The 16,887-nt window shown below is 59.7% G+C and carries 17 protein-coding genes, 1 tRNA gene and 1 pseudogene; 10 read left to right on the top strand and 9 right to left on the bottom strand.

Annotation, left to right across the window (positions count from 1 at the left end; genetic code table 11):
- Window positions 1–106: 106 nt before the first annotated feature.
- Window positions 107–361, top strand: a complete 255-nt coding sequence (locus CIW50_RS24530; RefSeq protein WP_149533793.1) for a hypothetical protein — start codon at window positions 107–109, stop codon at window positions 359–361.
- 266 nt (window positions 362–627) lie between these two features.
- Window positions 628–999, top strand: coding sequence for an ASCH domain-containing protein (locus tag CIW50_RS29895; RefSeq protein WP_149533792.1), 372 nt, complete (start codon window positions 628–630; stop codon window positions 997–999).
- A 28-nt stretch (window positions 1,000–1,027) separates the two neighbouring features.
- On the opposite strand, the gene CIW50_RS24520 is transcribed toward CIW50_RS29895, so the two are convergent.
- From CIW50_RS24520 to CIW50_RS29210, 4 genes are all read right to left on the bottom strand, one after another.
- Window positions 1,028–1,390, bottom strand: a complete 363-nt coding sequence (locus CIW50_RS24520) for a hypothetical protein (RefSeq protein ID WP_149533791.1) — start codon at window positions 1,388–1,390, stop codon at window positions 1,028–1,030.
- Window positions 1,391–1,468: 78 nt separating this feature from the next.
- Complete coding sequence (gene opgC, locus CIW50_RS24515; protein WP_349636758.1) at window positions 1,469–2,074, bottom strand: OpgC domain-containing protein; 606 nt, start codon at window positions 2,072–2,074, stop codon at window positions 1,469–1,471.
- Between the two features lie 426 nt (window positions 2,075–2,500).
- The gene (locus CIW50_RS24510) at window positions 2,501–2,806 is read right to left on the bottom strand and encodes a hypothetical protein (RefSeq protein ID WP_149533789.1); all 306 of its coding nucleotides are present in this window, start codon (window positions 2,804–2,806) and stop codon (window positions 2,501–2,503) included.
- Window positions 2,807–2,863: 57 nt separating this feature from the next.
- Complete coding sequence (locus tag CIW50_RS29210; protein ID WP_172980456.1) at window positions 2,864–3,025, bottom strand: hypothetical protein; 162 nt, start codon at window positions 3,023–3,025, stop codon at window positions 2,864–2,866.
- On the opposite strand from CIW50_RS29210, the pseudogene CIW50_RS29615 reads away from it, so the two are divergent.
- The 3 genes and pseudogenes from CIW50_RS29615 to CIW50_RS24495 form a co-directional block, all read left to right on the top strand.
- Window positions 3,006–3,295, top strand: a pseudogene (locus CIW50_RS29615) (SOS response-associated peptidase family protein); the annotation flags it as partial. The gene CIW50_RS29210 and the pseudogene CIW50_RS29615 sit on opposite strands and share 20 nt — an antisense overlap.
- Before the next feature lie 68 nt (window positions 3,296–3,363).
- Window positions 3,364–3,627: a helix-turn-helix domain-containing protein gene (locus tag CIW50_RS24500; protein ID WP_172980455.1), complete on the top strand. Its 264-nt coding sequence runs from the start codon at window positions 3,364–3,366 to the stop codon at window positions 3,625–3,627.
- Window positions 3,624–3,965 carry a KTSC domain-containing protein gene (locus tag CIW50_RS24495; protein WP_149533787.1) on the top strand — a complete coding sequence of 114 codons (342 nt, stop codon included), beginning with the start codon at window positions 3,624–3,626 and terminating at the stop codon, window positions 3,963–3,965. The genes CIW50_RS24500 and CIW50_RS24495 overlap by 4 nt, the downstream gene beginning before the upstream one ends.
- A 736-nt stretch (window positions 3,966–4,701) precedes the next feature.
- Here CIW50_RS24495 and CIW50_RS24490 read toward each other — a convergent pair.
- Window positions 4,702–4,776: transfer RNA gene (locus tag CIW50_RS24490), tRNA-Thr, on the bottom strand.
- Window positions 4,777–6,035: 1,259 nt separating this feature from the next.
- Between CIW50_RS24490 and CIW50_RS24485 the strand changes: the two genes are divergently transcribed.
- Window positions 6,036–7,406, top strand: coding sequence for a TIGR03808 family TAT-translocated repetitive protein (locus CIW50_RS24485; protein WP_149533786.1), 1,371 nt, complete (start codon window positions 6,036–6,038; stop codon window positions 7,404–7,406).
- 59 nt (window positions 7,407–7,465) lie between these two features.
- Here CIW50_RS24485 and CIW50_RS24480 read toward each other — a convergent pair whose 3' ends face one another.
- The 4 genes from CIW50_RS24480 to CIW50_RS24465 form a co-directional block, all read right to left on the bottom strand.
- Complete coding sequence (locus CIW50_RS24480; protein WP_149533785.1) at window positions 7,466–7,969, bottom strand: TIGR03809 family protein; 504 nt, start codon at window positions 7,967–7,969, stop codon at window positions 7,466–7,468.
- A 406-nt stretch (window positions 7,970–8,375) separates the two neighbouring features.
- On the bottom strand, window positions 8,376–10,052 hold the full coding sequence (locus CIW50_RS24475) for a S8 family serine peptidase (RefSeq protein ID WP_246664446.1): 1,677 nt from the start codon (window positions 10,050–10,052) through the stop codon (window positions 8,376–8,378).
- 155 nt (window positions 10,053–10,207) lie between these two features.
- A complete protein-coding gene (locus tag CIW50_RS24470; protein WP_149533784.1) occupies window positions 10,208–10,942 on the bottom strand; it encodes a hypothetical protein in 735 nt (244 codons plus the stop codon).
- Window positions 10,939–11,508, bottom strand: a complete 570-nt coding sequence (locus tag CIW50_RS24465; protein ID WP_149533783.1) for a sigma-70 family RNA polymerase sigma factor — start codon at window positions 11,506–11,508, stop codon at window positions 10,939–10,941. The genes CIW50_RS24470 and CIW50_RS24465 overlap by 4 nt, the downstream gene beginning before the upstream one ends.
- 557 nt (window positions 11,509–12,065) lie before the next feature.
- On the opposite strand from CIW50_RS24465, the gene CIW50_RS24460 reads away from it, so the two are divergent.
- The 4 genes from CIW50_RS24460 (at window position 12,066) to CIW50_RS24445 (ending at window position 16,885) form a co-directional block, all read left to right on the top strand.
- Window positions 12,066–13,214, top strand: a complete 1,149-nt coding sequence (locus tag CIW50_RS24460) for a GGDEF domain-containing protein (protein ID WP_246664445.1) — start codon at window positions 12,066–12,068, stop codon at window positions 13,212–13,214.
- Between the two features lie 68 nt (window positions 13,215–13,282).
- Complete coding sequence (locus CIW50_RS24455; RefSeq protein WP_149533781.1) at window positions 13,283–14,395, top strand: DUF2336 domain-containing protein; 1,113 nt, start codon at window positions 13,283–13,285, stop codon at window positions 14,393–14,395.
- Between the two features lie 190 nt (window positions 14,396–14,585).
- Window positions 14,586–15,560: an NAD-dependent epimerase/dehydratase family protein gene (locus CIW50_RS24450; protein ID WP_149533780.1), complete on the top strand. Its 975-nt coding sequence runs from the start codon at window positions 14,586–14,588 to the stop codon at window positions 15,558–15,560.
- On the top strand, window positions 15,557–16,885 hold the full coding sequence (locus tag CIW50_RS24445; RefSeq protein ID WP_149533779.1) for a flavin-containing monooxygenase: 1,329 nt from the start codon (window positions 15,557–15,559) through the stop codon (window positions 16,883–16,885). Before CIW50_RS24450 ends, CIW50_RS24445 begins: the two co-directional genes overlap by 4 nt.
- The last annotated feature ends 2 nt before the right edge of the window (window positions 16,886–16,887 follow it).

Genomic DNA, 16,887 nt, shown 5'->3' with positions numbered 1-16,887 from the left:
GTCGTTCTCCTCTCGCTAGTCGTCTGTTCAATCGCGGCGGGTACCTGGTATTACCGGAGCCAATGTCGCGGGATTGATGCTTGTGCGGCTGCGGATGCCGAAAGCCATGAACGAGAAAAGCCCAGCGATCCTCAGTAGCACCAGTGCAGCAATGGTCTATTACGAAGCTTGGCCGCGACTAAAGCCCGATCCGGGGCGAGAGCTCGGTCCATTCAAATCAAGCGATCCGTTTGATGCAGACACTGTGGATGAGGCAGAGGCGATCGCCGTGGAATGGATGAGCCGCAACGTCCCGGATCATCATGAAGCCGAAGAGCTCTGGCTGCACGAGGGTACGTCGAAGAGGAAGATCTGGCCCTAGCTGCCTCGATCGACGTCTCCACGTCTTAGTAATTCACAATCAATCGAGAAAGACCAGATCTTGAAACATCTCGGTTCGATCGTGCTCATTGCTTTTTCTCTTTGTTCGATGACCGCGTATGCAAAATCGCTGAAGATGTCCTGCTCTTATGAGACAGTGTCCTCTCGCAAAGGACTAGCATCTGAGCCATTCAAATTAGACTTTGCATATGATGATGTCACCGGACGTGCGGTACTTATTGGCAATAACGGCCAGGCTGGGCTTCTCTGATCGTCGCCGGAGCGCGAAACTTCAAGACTGGCGCAACCGATCTCAAAGACATAGAAAATCGCACTTGGCCGACGAAATATCGCGGTCCGCTTCTTATTCATGCTTCCGGCCGACCAGACGCGATCTCGCAAGACGAGATCGCTCGCCGCTTTGGTGTTCAGCTTGGATCGGACGCGCCGGTGGGCGGCGTCGTCGGCGTCGCTGATCTTATCGACTGCGTTCCGGAGCATTCGAGCAAGTGGTATGTCGCCGGCCATTACGGCTTTGTTCTCGCCAATGCTCGCGCTCTGCCGTTCGTGGCTTGGCGCGGCGCTCTCTCGATCAGACAAGCGCCGGGCGAGCTGCTCGCACGCTACGATCTCGTCTGACCTGAGTATCACAGCCATTTTATCGAGACTACAAAGTGTAGTGGTTTTCAGTCCATTGCGTGGAGCCGAACTCTACGCGACATTTCAAAGATCTCTCGCGCTCCGCGAAGGCGCGGACCACACATTGTAGTAATTTTAGCGGGCAAGCTCTACTTGGCTTCTCGCTCGATCTCCTCGAAGCTTCGCGCACGACAGAATGGAGCGTCGAATGATGACTGAATTCAATATTCCGACCGGCGGCCACGAGGCCGTGCTGCGCAGCGAGACCAATGCTGAGCTGATGGAAACGTGGAACGTGCTTGTGTGCGATATCGACCAGAGAGTTGTGAATGTCTTCGGACAGAACGACGGCGATCGCTGCGCGGATATCATAGAGTGCGGCTTCGCGCATCGTCGCTCGCACGAGACTTGCAACAAGGCCGCAGTCCGAACCTCGTGTTGCCCAACGTTGCCGTCCAGGGACCATCTCTCAGCCTGCCGCTGCGACGATCGGCTTAATCTTCGTCGGTGCTTTGTCAGCGTTCTTCGACCAGGACCGGTAGTAAGCCAGCGCGCTCATCATCAAGATCCCTACGGTGCTGACCATGACTTGCATCCAGACAGCACCGGAAATCTCGACTAACACGAAATGTGCAGCAAAGGACAAGAATATGCCGACGCAAAACACTTCGAGCGACTGCTGGCCACACTTGATTGCGGGCCGAAAGATCGGCCATTCCAGCCCTGGCCACTCGCGTGGCAGCAGACGAACGACAAAGAACGCGAACACGACAAAGTGCAGCAAGCGATAAGGCGCGAGGTTGGTCTTGTCGTTCGGATTGAAGGCGCCGTAGATCTCTGGTGGAATCAGCGACCGTAGTTCGTCAAACCGGCCCGCCATCGTCATCACCAGAGCGAACAGGAGATAAGCGGTGCCAAGCACCAACGCGGTACGCGATCGAATGAATGGCATCGCCTGTGCCGACCCACCAAGCGCAAACCAAGCCCCGAACGTGAACAGAAATTGCCATGCGAATGGATTAAAATACCAGACACCAAGCGATGAGCCGCCGCTAGCCCTCGCAAGCCCCCGCACGAATTGTGACAGCCCCAATTCGAGACAAAGTGTCGCCATGAACGGCCGACACGTTCCCCAAGCGACGTGGGGACGTCGCGCAATGGGGACGCTAAATGCATCAAACGCCGAATACGGACTCCCAATCGGGGTTTACGTTCTACTTTCAAATGTCGGATGGGGATGGCAGGTTCGCCTGCGCAGTCACGATCGCATCGCAAACGCGCGATCAAGCTGAAATTCTCTTCCGCGAAAACTCCACGACGATTGTCGACAAGGCGCGCGACGACATCTCGCGCGGATTGCATAAGGACCGACCACTTAGGCTGAATTTTCCTTAGTGCCGCGGCTCTTGCGTAAGGCGCGGCTATGCTGATCGTACCGATCATGCGGACCTCCTCCCATAGAACAGGCCGGAGGCGTAGATCGGATAGTTGTGCTTATGCTTCAGCGGGTCCGATTCACAAGGCTTGATGCGGCCAGTGCGGCTGATGACGCCATCCTTATCGCGCGCATCCATACGGCGCCCCACGCGTTCGGGTGCGACGGCTTCACAGAGCAAAAGCGCAGAATATCGTCCACATGGACCTCGCACTGCATGCGGGCGACATGGCAGATCGAGGCATAGGCGACCTCAGCGAAGTCCGGGCTCACCAGCGTCTCGGCGAACGCCGCCTCGATCATGCCGACGTCACGGGCATTGAGCGCCTGGCGCACGATCACGTCGTCAAAGCTGAGCTGCTGCGCTTCCATCAGATCCGGGCCCCCGGCGTGTTGAGGACAGCTTCGCAGCATGGAGCGCAGCGCGGTCTACGACAGATTTCCAATCTGGGGCGACTGGTTTCGATAGATCGGCGATGTCTTGGTGGCCTGCGCCACCAATTCAGCCTGTGGCTTCGACTTGTCGCGACGCCGACGGTTCTTCTTGTCCAGAGCCCGTTGCTTCTCGCGCTTATTCGCCCTTGCAGGCATGTGGACGCTCTGGAACGGAAAACGTGGCACAAAAGACAATCCCATTGAACGCGAACACTTGGCCTATGCCTTTCTGACCATCGAACCTAACGCTGTCGTCGCCCCGTTCACGCGAAGGCCATGCCGGTGATCCTTACGACAGACGAAGAGCACGACGTTTGGATGCGAGCGCCATAGGATGAAGCGTCGGCCCTTCAACGGCCTTTGCTGGATGACGGCTTGGTTGTGGTGGCACGGGGTGCGGCGAAGAAGGATGAAGCAGCCAATTAGTTCTAGTTGCGCGTATGGCATCCAAGGGTAGTATATGGCGTTCTGGTTTGGCCATCGAGTTACCCGCCATGAGTATCAAGCGTGATCCCGCCCGGCCGCAGTCGCCACGCGACCCGCAAGCCATCGATACCCATATAGGCAAACGCGTTCGAGATTTGCGGCGCGACCGACGTATCAGCCAAACCGAACTCGGAAATAGGATCGGCGTTAGCTTTCAGCTGGTGCAGAAGTACGAGCGCGGACGCAACCGTTTCAGTGCGGCGCGGCTCTACGAGGTTTGCAATGTCATGGGCGTATCGGTGGCGACGGTCTTCGAAGGACTTGATCCATGATCCGCAGCGCGACTGCACTGCTGGCCGTACTCTTCGCCGCCGAGGTCCGCTCTGAAACCGTGGACGTGAAGTATCGCGGGCCGGTCGATCTCAAAACCTTTGAATGTCGCGACACGCCGCGTAGCAGCTTCATCCAGCGCGTTTGTTACGACCGGCCGAATGCCTATCTCGTCATTAACCTACGCGGCGTCTACTACCATTATTGCGAAATGCCGTATCCGGCCTTCGACGCATTGATGGCCGCGCCGTCCATGGGACAGTCCTACAACGCGCGCATCAAGGGGAGCGGCAACGACGGACCGTATGATTGCCGGACGCATCGGGTGCCGGCGTATTAGGGACAAAGCACAGTGATCTTATTCGTATGGTGGATTTATTTTCAGTACGCTGTAATTCCCGGCTTTATTGTCGGCTGGTTCATCGGAAAGCTAGCGCTTCCAATAGGCTGGGCAGTCCTTCTGGCGATCTGTGTGTCGGTCATTGCTGCCTTGACGACTTCGTTTTGGAGGAACATTCCGGGTATGGAATCGCACGTCATCAATCTGCTTGGGTATCTGCCGCCGATTATCACCCCAGTCTTTCTAGGAGTGCTTGGCGGTCGGCACTCGCGACAGGGATTGCCGCTATGCGTCAATAGATAGCGATCATCGCAATTGCCGCGCTTCCGACAACTGCGGACGCATGTACGTTTTTTGAGTCGGCCCCCGAGCGAGTTACCGGAGCTTACCGCACAGACAGTGTTCGGGCGGTTGTTCTCGTTCGGGTCGATCAGGCATCTTACATTGGCTCAAAGCCCGGCAATGCTCGTCCTTGGCGTGCGTTAGCGACAGCAAGCCGCGTTTTGCGCGGGGATCATTCCGGCAGTCAGCTTACGTTTGGAGGTGGCGGCGGCACATCGGCTTGCGATCTAGGTTACGGCTGCAAAAATGTCCCTCCAACTGCGAATCGAGGTCCGTAGCCTGATAGATCGGGTTGTGGTGAAGCCAAGAAAAGCGCGCGAGCCCTACCAAGTAGAGATTTTCGGGAGATTGGCGGCACTCTTACGAGAACCGGCGCCGGTTTCGGCTAATCTGGTGGTGCCGGTTGAGAGGATTGAACTCCCGACCTTCGGTTTACAAAACCGCTGCTCTACCGCTGAGCTAAACCGGCAACAAGATCAATGAGTTAATTGATACCCAGGATCCAAATCGAGCGCCCGGATCAGGCACCCGTCCGCGTCGCGCAGTCAGATATCAGAGTTGCCCGACAAGAGCTACTCCCGCGCGCGCCAAACCGGCGGACACGCTCACAGCCACGCGTAAAGCAGTAGCAGATTGACCGCGCAGGCGGCCATCAGGGCGACCGTAATTGCCACCTGCACCCCGTCGCTACGGATATTGTCGATCATTCTCATCGCCCGACAACCATCAAGCGATTCTGGCAAGGGAGTCTCGCACCTTATTTTTCCCGGGATTCAGGACTCGTTTACTTTCGATTCCCGGTCCGATGGGGCGTCGCCAAGTGGCGCAGGACGGCCTCGTCCCGCTGTCATTTACGGGCGCGAGGGACCGCGGAGCGGGCCGGCACGAACCTCAGCCACTCCAATTGGGGTAGCCGGGGATGACAATCTGGGGCGGGATGCCGGCAGGAGACGCCGCATCAACAAACATTTTTTCCTATCTTCTGTTGACAACATACCTTTGCGGATTATTTCTCACGACCGCGCCTCACTGAGTGGGGCGGCTCACGATCGTCACGGTCTGCGAGGCGGGATGCGGTGGACGCCGGTGGTGTTCGAGACCGCCACACATGGGTGCCTTTCGCTCTTTGGAGCGAATGCCCATGCCGAGCGGTCTGACGACCACACCATCAGCGGACGGCCCAAGTCGCGATATCCCGGCGCATCGCCTTGCGCCATGGGAGCGGCGCCCAAAAGGTTTCCTCTGTGGAGGAGATCGCGCGCCAATTCCTGCAGTGGTGATCACCTCAGGTCGGTCACCAGGGGTTTTCGCGAAGCAAGCCGTTAAACCCTTGCGGACGGAACGCCGGGTTGTTTCCCGGTGAATCCGGAAGTCCTGCGCGCATTTGTTTGCCGAAGACGGCATTCGCGCACAGGCCAAGGGTGCATCGGCACCCGGCGTTCCGCGCGCCTTGTCAAAAAAGGGCGAGGAATGCTCATACCTCGGACGCGCAAGCGTCGCGAAAATGCGAGAGCGCGGCTGTTCGACATTCACATCCGCAATTACTGCGCCGCAATTACCGTGCAAAGATGCGCGCGAATCCGGCGGGCCAGCAGCTGCTGCTGCTCCAGTGCGTGAGAGCATCGTTAACCCTACCCTGCACTTTCATCCCGGCCGCTCTCGCCCGGCAACGTCACGCGCATCATCTTGCGTTACGCCATCAGTGGATATCCACCGGGACCATGATCCATGGACATGCATCGCCGCCATCTGCTGACCGCGTCCGGCGCGGGTCTCGCCGCCGGCGCATTCGCCGCATCGAGTGACGCGGCACGCGCCGCCCCGCTGACCTCGACACTCGGGCGCGATGCCACGCAATATGGCGTGCGCGCCAACAGCCAGGACGACCAGACCCGCCCCTTGCAACGCGCCATCGACGAGGCTGGGCGTGCGCAGGCACCGCTCGCATTGCCGCCCGGCACCTATCGCACCGGCATGCTCAGGCTCGCGCGCGGCTCGCAAATCATCGGCATTCGCGGCGCAACGATCCTCACCTTCAGCGGTGGTGCATCATTGCTGTCGGGTGAAGGCGCCGACTATGTCAGCCTCAGCGGCCTCACGCTGGATGGCAACTTCGCCAAACTGCCGCCACGCCGCGGGCTGCTGCACATGGTGCAGGCGCGCGAACTCCGCATCGGCGATTGCACCATCATCAATAGCGGCGGCGCTGGTATCTGGCTGGAAAACACGGCGGGTGCGATCACCGGCAATACGCTGACCAATATCGCGACCACCGCGATCGTCTCGTTCGATGCGCAAGGCTTGATCGTAGCGCAGAACACCATTGCCGGTACCAGCAGCAACGGCATCGAAATCCTTCGCACAGCGATCGGCGATGATGGCACGCAGGTGATGGACAACCGCATCGAGGACATCAAGGCTGGCGCCGGCGGATCCGGTCAGTATGGCAACGCCATCAACGCGTATCGTGCCGGCAATGTCATCGTCTCCGGCAATCGCATCCGCAATTGCGACTACTCGGCGGTACGCGGGAATTCGGCATCGAATATCCACATCACCGGCAACAACGTGTCGAGCGTGCGCGAAGTCGCGCTCTATTCGGAATTCGCCTTCGAGGCCGCCGTCATCGCCAACAACACCGTCGATGGCGCAGCGCTCGGCGTCTCCGTCTGTAATTTCAACGAAGGCGGCCGCATCGCCGTCGTGCAAGGCAACATCATCCGCAACCTGATCCCGAAACGGCCAATCGGTACGGCGCCCGACGACGATGCCGGCATCGGCATCTATATCGAGGCGGATACGAGCGTGACCGGCAATGTCGTCGAGAACGCACCGTCCTTCGGCATGATCGCAGGCTGGGGCAAGTATCTGCGCGATGTCGCGATATCAGGCAATGTGGTGCGCAACAGCTTCATCGGCATCGGCGTATCGGTCGCACCGGGTGCCGGCACGGCGCTGGTCAGCAACAACATGATCTCAGGCGCGCCGCGCGGCGCTGTCGTCGGCCTCGATCATGCGAGGCCGGTGACGCCGGACCTCACCACCGATGGCGCACAGCGCTATCAGCAGATTGCAATTTCCGGCAATACGGTGCGCTAAAGCGTTTTCGCGCGAAGTGGGGACCGGTTCGCGTCAAAATAACAAGCGAGACGTCTTGCCTACAGGGACGTCCGCAGCATCGGATAGCGCGCGCTTATGACGAGAGGATCCAGCGCTTTCTGCCAATCCAGATCTGCCGGCGTCACCGTCGCCTCGCGTGGCGGAGCCTGCCGCAACAGGGTTTCGATCGGGATCAGGACGGGCGAAGCCGCTTCAACCATCGGTGCGACGTCGGGCTGCAATGGCGCGACTACAGGCGCAGCGATGGCAGCAGGCCGCGGCTCAGGCGCAGGCGGCGCACGGTAGATCACACCTTCCGGAGATAGCGCACGCCTTGCGACAGCCGCCTCGCCATCAGCCATCAGCCGCCACCGCTCCACGGCGTCCCTGGCTTCCTGTATGTTGTCGAGGAACTCTGCCTCGCTATGAAAACGGCGCCACCGCCCGCTCTCGAACAGTTCTGTCAGATAGTTCAGCCGCGTCTCGGCGAGAGCACACCAGCGCTGGGCTAATGGCCGACCGATGCCGGCATTCGGGTAAGGAAAAGTCGGGTGAAGTGACATGGAAATGTCCGCGAGAGGAAAAACGGACGCAAAGCAACAAAGGAATCACTCACCAATACTTGGAGAGTTTCTGTGGAAAAGTTCTCCGGGTCCAGCGCAATGTGGTCAAAATTGGACAACTGCGTTGGGAATACCTCAGAAAACCCCGCCAAACCTGGCGTATCGCAGTCAAGCCTTGCTTGAGGCTTGCTCGCGATCAGCCAAGCGCCGGCCATCTATGACCTGAAGGTTAAAATTTTTGGTTAACAAAAACGAAAGACCCGCCCGGGGGGACAACCGGACGGGTCAAGCTATACCGGGCGCTAATGTTTGGGCGCACGCGCCGGATAAGCCTCGTTGGGGAGGGAATGCCGCTCCCACATCCATATGTCCGGCACACCCGGCCAAACGTTCAACGATCGGCAGATTATTTTTGGACGTCTGACGCCATCGACGGCGATGATGCTTCGATTGCACGCGTTGTCGACGCCGGCGCGGTGACGACAACCGGCGTGACTGGCGCCGGCGCCGTAGCCACCGGTTGCTGGGTTCCCTGCACTGCCGACACCGCGCTATAGGCATCCGCCGCTCCGGCGCCGAACAGGTCGTCACGGCCGGGCACGCCAAGATCACGCGCTGTCGTCATCAGGATGCTGCGGATGTCGTCTGGCCGCAGTTGCGGATTGCGCTCGATCATCAATGCGGCGAGCCCACTGATATAAGCCGCGGAGAACGAGGTGCCGGACGTCATCTGATATTTGTTGTCCGGTGCGGGCAGGAAAATATCAACGCCGGGCGCAGCCACCGCGATATGGCTGCCGCGATTCGACGCAGCGAACAGTCGGTCATAGGCATCGGTGGCGCTGACGGCGATCACGCTCGGGCTGGCCGCCGGATAAAGCGGCGGTGATTTCGGCCCGGCATTGCCTGATGCGGCGACCATCACAATGCCCTTGCTTGCGGACGCTGCGATACCGCGCTCGATCAGCGGATCCTGCGGGCCGGCAAAACTCATATTGATGACCTGGGCGCCATTCAATGCCGCGTGGTTGATGCCCTTGAGGATGATGAAAGACGAACTCTCGGCACCGCCCTGCGACACGCCAAAGGCACGAATGGCAAGAATGCGCGCACGCGGCGCACTGCCCATCAGCCGCGCATGCGATACGATCGCCCCCGCAATGCCGGTGCCGTGCACATGCGCCCCTTCCTTGCTACCAAGCGCATCGAACGAACCCACGATGGCGTCAGCGAGTTCGGGATGCGCAACGTCGATGCCGGAGTCGATTACAGCGACTGTGACATTGGCACCGGCCGACAGCTTGTGCGCCTCAGGCAGGCGAAGCTTCGCCAGCGCATATTGCGCGGGATCGCCCTCGCCCAATGGGGGCATCGTCACCTGGTCCTGCAGCACATAGCGGAAATTGGGTTGCACAGCGCGCACATCAGCCTCGGCGCGCATCTGGGACTCGACGGTCTCGACCGAGCGATTGTCGGTGATGCGGAACAGGCTGATATTGGCGCCGATCAGCGGAAAATCCTGCGACGACAGACGCTCCAAACGCAGACGGCGCGCCAGCGCAGCTGTCTGGTCCGGCGTCAGCGTGCCATCTAGTTCGGCAACGATCTGCCGGGGGACGTAACGCGTGTTCAGGGCCGCTTGTGGGCCATTGCTGCGCGGTCCACCACCGGCATTCTGGCTGCGCGGCGTCGGGCCGCCGCCGCCCAGATCTGCAACAAATGGCTTCTCGTTGCACTCGCCGGATGCCGCGCGATTGGCATAGGCGCAGCTCGGATAGGTGTTGGGCGAATAACGCACATAGGGAATGGTTGGCAGCACGCCCACGATCTTCGACGGTGGCGTACGCCCTGGCCGCGAGGATATCGGCGGTGTCCGGCTGGCTGTCGTCCCGATCGCCGCACCGCGCGGACCGACGCTGGTGATACCGACGCGACCAGCAATGGGTCCACGGCTCGCGATATTCGGGCCACGACCGGCGATGCGGCCTGCCCCGGCAGCGATGTTCGGATTGATGCGCGGCGTTGTGTTGGGAGAGATCGTGGGAACGCGCGAACCGATATTGAGGCTCGGCGAGCGCATCATACTTTGCGCGCCGGCGACCGAAAGGCTAAACGGCCATGCGACAGCGAGCGAAAGCACAGCAGCCGTGCATTTCATCATTGGTCTGGAGGCACCACGATCATGTCTCATGGAACAGGCCTCGCACGCACAATGCGGATCGGATCAACCGACGGCGCCTATTGCGCCTGAACCGCCATGCTGACGATCTTCTCGTTCTCCAGCCGGCGGATCAGCCCGGCGATCTGGTCCTTGGTCATCACCCGATTGCCGAACTGCAGCCGGAACAGCCCGTCCTTGCCGCTATCGACAATCGTGCCCTGATAGCCGTCGAGCAGCGCTGTGATGTCAGACACCCGCGCAGTCGGCGCGAAACGGACAAACAGGCGCGTCGGGGCTTCTACCGAGGCCGGTGCCGGCGCGAGCGACCGGGTGACAGTGGTCGGTGCACTCGCTGGCGACGGCGCGGCTTCATAGGACGCGGTCTGGAATGTGCGTGTATCGCGCTGCATCAGCACGGTGCCAATCACACCGGCCTGCAGCATGATGGCGAGCGCGCCGACAGCGGCCGAAGCCGCCAGCGTCCGCGGCGACAACGATGCGAAAAATCCGGAAATCCGCGCCGACAGACCGACCGATGTCGATCCGCTGCGCACCGGCTCGGCGTCAATCGCAGCAAACAGCTTCTGCATTGCCCGTGAGGACGGCGCACCGAGGCTCTCATTGAGGCCAATGGTCTCCGCATATTCTTCCTGGATCACGGCATATTGCTTCGCCAGTTCCGGATCCTTGGCCAGTGCATCATCGACGCGGCGAGCATCACGCGCGTTGAGCGTGCCCGCGGCGTGCCAAGGCAGCAATGCCTCGATCTCGCCTGGCTCCTGGGTCGGCACTTTGTTGCTCATCGCCATCATGGCCAGCCTCGTTCAATGCCGGCTGCCTTGAGCAGATCGGCTAATTTCTTGCGCGCATAAAACAGGCGCGTCTTGACGGTGTTCTCGGGAATTCCGACGATCTCGGCCACCTCTTCCACGGACTTCTCGTGGTAGTAGACGAGATCGACGATTTCCCGATGCTCGGGCGAAAGAGATGTCAGGCATTTCCGCAACGCGTCACTGGTATCCTTTTTCTGAACCGACACTTCGGGATTATCGGACGTATCCTCGATCGCGTTGGCCGTCTCGTCGTCCAGTTCGGCGTCCTTGCGCTTGCGCAGCGCGGACAGCGCCTTGAACCTCGTAATCGCCAGGAGCCAGGTCGAGACCGCGGAACGGCCTTCGAATTTGCCTGCCTGCCGCCACACATCCAGGAACACTTCGCTGATAAGATCCTCAGCAATCTGTTCGTTCCGTACCAGCCGAAGACCGAAGCGGAACACCCGCACATGGTGCCTGCCGTAAAGCACCTGCATGGCAAGACGGTCGCCTTGCGCAATCCGGGCGATCAGAACCTCATCCGATACCGCCTGTGTTGCACTCACTGCCCGTCTCGCAAGGTTGGTCTGAATGAGGTCGTAAGAGGTTCGATTGACAAGATAAAATCTTCTCGAATGGGCAGGAATATACCGGTCGCGGCTGCTTAACCGCACCGAACGGCCTTTCGCCCGCCCTTTTCTGGGGGCGGATTGGGTAACAACAGGTAGCATAATGCTGGGGCATTTCCGAACCGAACGCCAGCGATTCACACGGCAACCTTACCAAGTCGTAGCTTCCGGAACAGCCTTGAGGCGACGGAACCGGCATTTTGCAGCCATATCCCGAAATCCTCGTAAATGAAGACTGTACCTTGTCCCGGCGGCTTGTCCGCCACATCAACGCAACTTGCCCGGGCCCCTCAGCGGCCCGGCCATCTTTACTTAAATAACAAAGCTATGCCCGCTATCCTATGGCGCTCCCGTAGCACTCGATATGTCAACATTTTGTCGCCGAAAACAGTGAATTAGCAGCCAATTGGCCGTCTTGGCTCACGGCAATAGATACCAAACCTAAAGGCTTTGAGTACTAGAGTTCCGTCAGTGAAAACCCAACGATGGGCTCAATGACTGCAGCCGTTTCATCAGTCCCGAATCCAGTAAACGGCGACTTCGAAGCCGTCGATGGAGAGTTGCGGTCTGATATGCTGGCACGTCGCCTGATGCGGCGACGGCAAATGCTCGCATTGGCGGCTGCCAGTCATGTCGTCAACGTCGTGTTGCTTTTCGTCTTCCTTGCAGCAGGCACTATCGATGGCATGATCGTCGCGGCCTATGCGGGCTGCGCTTTTGCCTCTGTCCTGATCTTCCTCGCGATCTCCGAAAGCGGCCTGACGGATGCTTGGCGCGATCACTTCTTCGCAGCACCCTACACGGCTGTCACTTACGCACTTCTGCTCGCCTTCATCTACACAGCGCCCAATGTCGCCGTCGTTTTTCTCTGCGCGCTCTTTCTCGTGGCCAATGTCATCGCCCTGCGTACCTCGCCCCGTGAAGGTGTCGGCGCCTGGACCATTATGACCGGCGGCCTCGCACTGCTGTATTTCTTCGTCGATCTGCCCCTGACGCTACCCTCCGGCAACTCCCTCGAGCGCTTCGGCACCCTGCTGACATTCTCGATGACCATCGCCCGCAGTATGTTCATTGGCATTTTCTCCAGCTCGCTACGCGACGCGCTGTTTCGGCGTCGCGTTGAACTCGAGGCCGCCTACAAGCGCATCGAAGAACTCGCAGAGCTCGACGAACTGACGGGATCGTTCAATCGCCGCTGCATCATGCGGCTGCTCGACGACGAAATCATTCGCGCGCAGCGCAGCAACACGCCCTGCACGGCCGCGCTGATTGATCTCGACTGGTTCAAGCGGATCAATGACAATTTCGGGCACCCGACCGGCGATGAAGTGCTGCGGACCTTCGCTATCACCATCTTCGCCAATATCCGCAGCATCGATAAATTCGGCCGCTATGGCGGCGAGGAATTCCTGCTGGTGCTACCGGACACGCCGCATGACAAGGCCGTGCATATGCTCGACCGTTTGCGGGGGATTGTCGAAGCACTGGATTGGAGCGCATTTTCCGACGGCTTGACCGTGACGATTTCGGGCGGCGTTGCGACGTTGACGCCGAACGACACGCCAGACACCTTACTCGCACGTGCCGACAGCGCACTCTACGCCGCCAAGGAGCGCGGACGAAACCGAATTGCAAGCGCCTGAAAGAATTTGACTATCCTCAACTGCAGCATATTGGCAGCGGGGCACATTAGAACTACGGGATTTGATTTATGCCTTCGAAGTCACCGTTATCGGCAAATTTACTCGACGAACTTGACGCCGCACTGGCCCACGGGACGGTCGCACGGCGTGTGGAAACGTTGCGCCGCGTTACTGATCTGTTCGTCAATAACGCCGTAGATTACTCCGACGCGCAGATCGCAGTGTTCGACGACGTCTTCGATTGCCTGCTGACGCATATGGAGGCGTCTGCAAAAGCCCTTCTGGCCGAGCGACTGGCACCCATCCCTGCCGCACCACCCCGGGTCGTCCGGACCCTCGCATTCGACGATTTGATCGAGGTCGCCGCACCCGTGCTCTCCCAATCGGAGCAGTTGGACGACCATACCCTGATCGAGAATGCACGCACCAAGAGCCAGGACCATCTGCTTGCGATTTCGACGCGCAGGGTCCTGAGCGGCGCCCTAACGGATGTCCTCGTCGAGCGCGGCAACGACGCCGTCGTTACCAGCACCGTCAACAACCGCGGCGCCGACATTTCAGAGCGTGGTTACAATACCCTGCTCTCCCGCGCTGACGGCAACGATACGATTGCGACGTGTGTTGGCCTGCGTCCCTCCATACCGCGCCACCACTATCTGAAGCTCGTCGCCAAGGCATCAGCCTCGGTCCGGGCGAAACTCGAAGCCGCCCAGGTCCACCACACCGCCGACATATCTCTGGTGGTTCAGCAGGTCGCGCGGCGGGCTCGCTCCGCACCAGGCAGTATCAGTCAGCAGACCATCCTTGCCCATGGTCTCGTGCGCTCGCTGTTTGAAGACGGCCGGTTGGATGAAAACGAAGTGGCGAAATTCGCCGAAGCGGGCAAGTTCGACGAGGCAAACGCTGCGCTCGCATGCCTGGCCAAGGTGCCTATCTCCGTCGCGGAAACCATGATGGTCGAATCCCGCAGCGAGGGCATTTTCATTCTGTGCAAGGTCGCGAATTTTGCATGGAAGACGGTCAAGACCATCATCAACATGCGCGAGCAACTCGCTGGAGCGCAAATGTCTGACAGCGCAACCGACCGCGAAACCTATGAACGCCTGCGCATCTCCGCGGCGCAACAGGTCCTGCGCTTCCACCGTATGCAGCAGGCGACGTCCGATGCACCTGCCGCCTGACGATTGTCAGTCAGCAGGTTTTCACGCGGATGGCTGTAGTCTGGCCATTACGACCGAGGGCCGCAACGCCAATTGCGCTGACCTGCCATTCCGCCAGCAGGCATCGACTTGCCGGTGAAGGCGCTGATAGTGGTGCCTCAATCGCGGCGAATAACGCCGGAATGGGTTGGCATCAAGCAGGGCGGAATTCATGCGGGTCTTGATCACAGGCGCCGGTGGTTTCATTGGCAGAACGCTCACTTCTGCGCTGCTTCGAGCAGGCGCGCTCACCAATGCTGCTGGCACAAGCGAGACAATCGAGGAGTTCCTCCTTCTCGACACACATTTGCCGCCAATATCCGACCCACGCGTGAGGCACTTGCAAGCCGGCATCAACGCACCCGATACACTGAAGCAGGTCGCTGCGTGGAAGCCCCATAGCGTGTTTCATCTCGCCGCTGTGCTGACCAGCGCCGCAGAACAGGACCCGGCACGCGCGCTGGCCGTGAATGTTTCGGCTCTTACGGAATTGATCGATGCCGTCGGCGCGAAGGATGCTCCGCCACGGCTGATCTTTCCAAGCTCGATTGCGGTCTTCGGCGGACTGTTGCCGGATCATGTCGATGACGATCACCTGCAGCGCCCGCAGACCTCCTATGGCACGCACAAGGCTATCGCTGAATTGATGCTGGCCGACGCCACGCATCACGGGATGGTCGATGCACGTGTCCTCCGCCTGCCGATCGTGCTGGTCCACCCCGGTCCGCCGACACAGTCGGTGTCCGGCCGTATCGCCGGCATCGTTCGCGATAGCCTCGCCGGAAAACCATCGATTTGCCCGTTGCGCGCCGACACGAAAGTGCCGGTCGTCTCGGTGGAGACCGTTGCGCGGAATTTGATCACGCTTCACAATGCCGATCCGGTCAAGCTGCGCGGCAAACGCGTGCTCAATCAACCTGCCCTGACGATCAGCATGGAAGACATCATCGAGTCGATCGCACGTGTCACCAACACCACCCCGAATGTGACCTACGCCCTTGACCCGGATATGAAGAAGATCGTCGATAGCTGGCCGAAAGGCTTCATCTCCACCCGCGCGCCATCCGTTGACGTCGTCGCCGATAAGAGCTTTGAGGACATCGTGAGCCAGTATCGCCAGAAACTCGCCAAGAAATCTGCTGCATGACCGAGCCCGTGGCCGACATCTGCATCATTGGCGCCGGCTCATCCGGCATTGCTGTCGCCAAGGCCCTGCATGACAAGGGGCTCAATTTCGACATCTATGAGAAGGGCTCGAACATCGGCGGGATGTGGCGCTACGGCAATGACAATGGCCTGTCCTGCGCCTATCGCAGCCTGCATATCGACACCAGCCGTAACAATCTCGGCTATTCTGATTTTCCGATTTCCGCCGACAAGCCCGACTTCCTGTCGCATCAGGAGTTACTGAAATATCTGGAAGCCTATGCCGACCGGTTTGGCGCACGAGCCCGCAGCCGCTTTAATTGCGAGGTGACCTCGGTCGAAAAGACCGATGGCGGTTGGCGTGTCGCGACACATGAGGGCACACGTGAATACAAGACGGTGATCATTGCCAATGGTCATCTCTGGGATCCGCGCTGGCCGACCTTCCGTGGCACATTCAACGGTACCGCGATTCATTCCAGCCAGTATCGCACCGCGCAGCCTTTCGAAGACAAGAAGGTACTGATCGTCGGCATCGGAAATTCGGCCGTCGATATTGCCGTCGATCTCTGCAAACGGGCAAGCAGCGTTGCGTTATCGACGCGCACGGGCGCCTACATCATGCCGAAATACATGATGGGAATCCCGGTCGACCGCTGGTCGGGCTTCTTCGCGCGCAAGCTGAAATTTCCGACGCTGCTGACGCGCATGATCATGGCGCGCCTGATCTACCTCGCCGTCGGTGACCAGACGCGCTTCGGCATACCTAAACCGAAACATCCCATTTGGCGTGAACATGCGACGTTGAGCCAAGAATTGCTGCCTTATATCGGCCATGGCTGGATCAGCATCAAGCCGAACGTCACCTCGCTGGAGGAAGACGCCATCGCCTTCGCCGATGGCACGCAGGAGAGCTTCGACGCGGTGATCTATGCCACCGGCTACAAGACCAGCTTCCCGTTCCTCGCGCCCGAGATATTCTCGGTGCCGGAAGATGGCGGCATGGTCGATCTCTATCGACGCATCACGCCCCCGAACCGGCCCGGCCTGTTCTTTGCCGGACTGGTGCAGCCCGTCGGACCGACGATCCCGCTGGTCGAAATCCAGGCCCGGTGGATCGCAGCCGTGCTGACAGGCAAAGTCGCCCTGCCCAGCCCTGGCGATATGGCGCTGGAGGTGCGCGACTTTCACCAGAAGAAGATCAGCACCTGGCTGAATTCCGCGCGCTATACGTTGGAAGTCGATTTCAAAGACTATACCGGCGAGCTAAACGGAGACATCGCGAAGGCGGCCAGCGGCCGTCCTGCGGCCGTGGCATCGGCCTGACC

The sequence above is a fragment of the Tardiphaga sp. P9-11 genome, from assembly GCF_008329525.1.
Lineage (GTDB): Bacteria > Pseudomonadota > Alphaproteobacteria > Rhizobiales > Xanthobacteraceae > Tardiphaga.
Note: the sequence above shows the minus strand (reverse complement) of the source record. Positions and strands in the feature narration are given on the sequence as shown.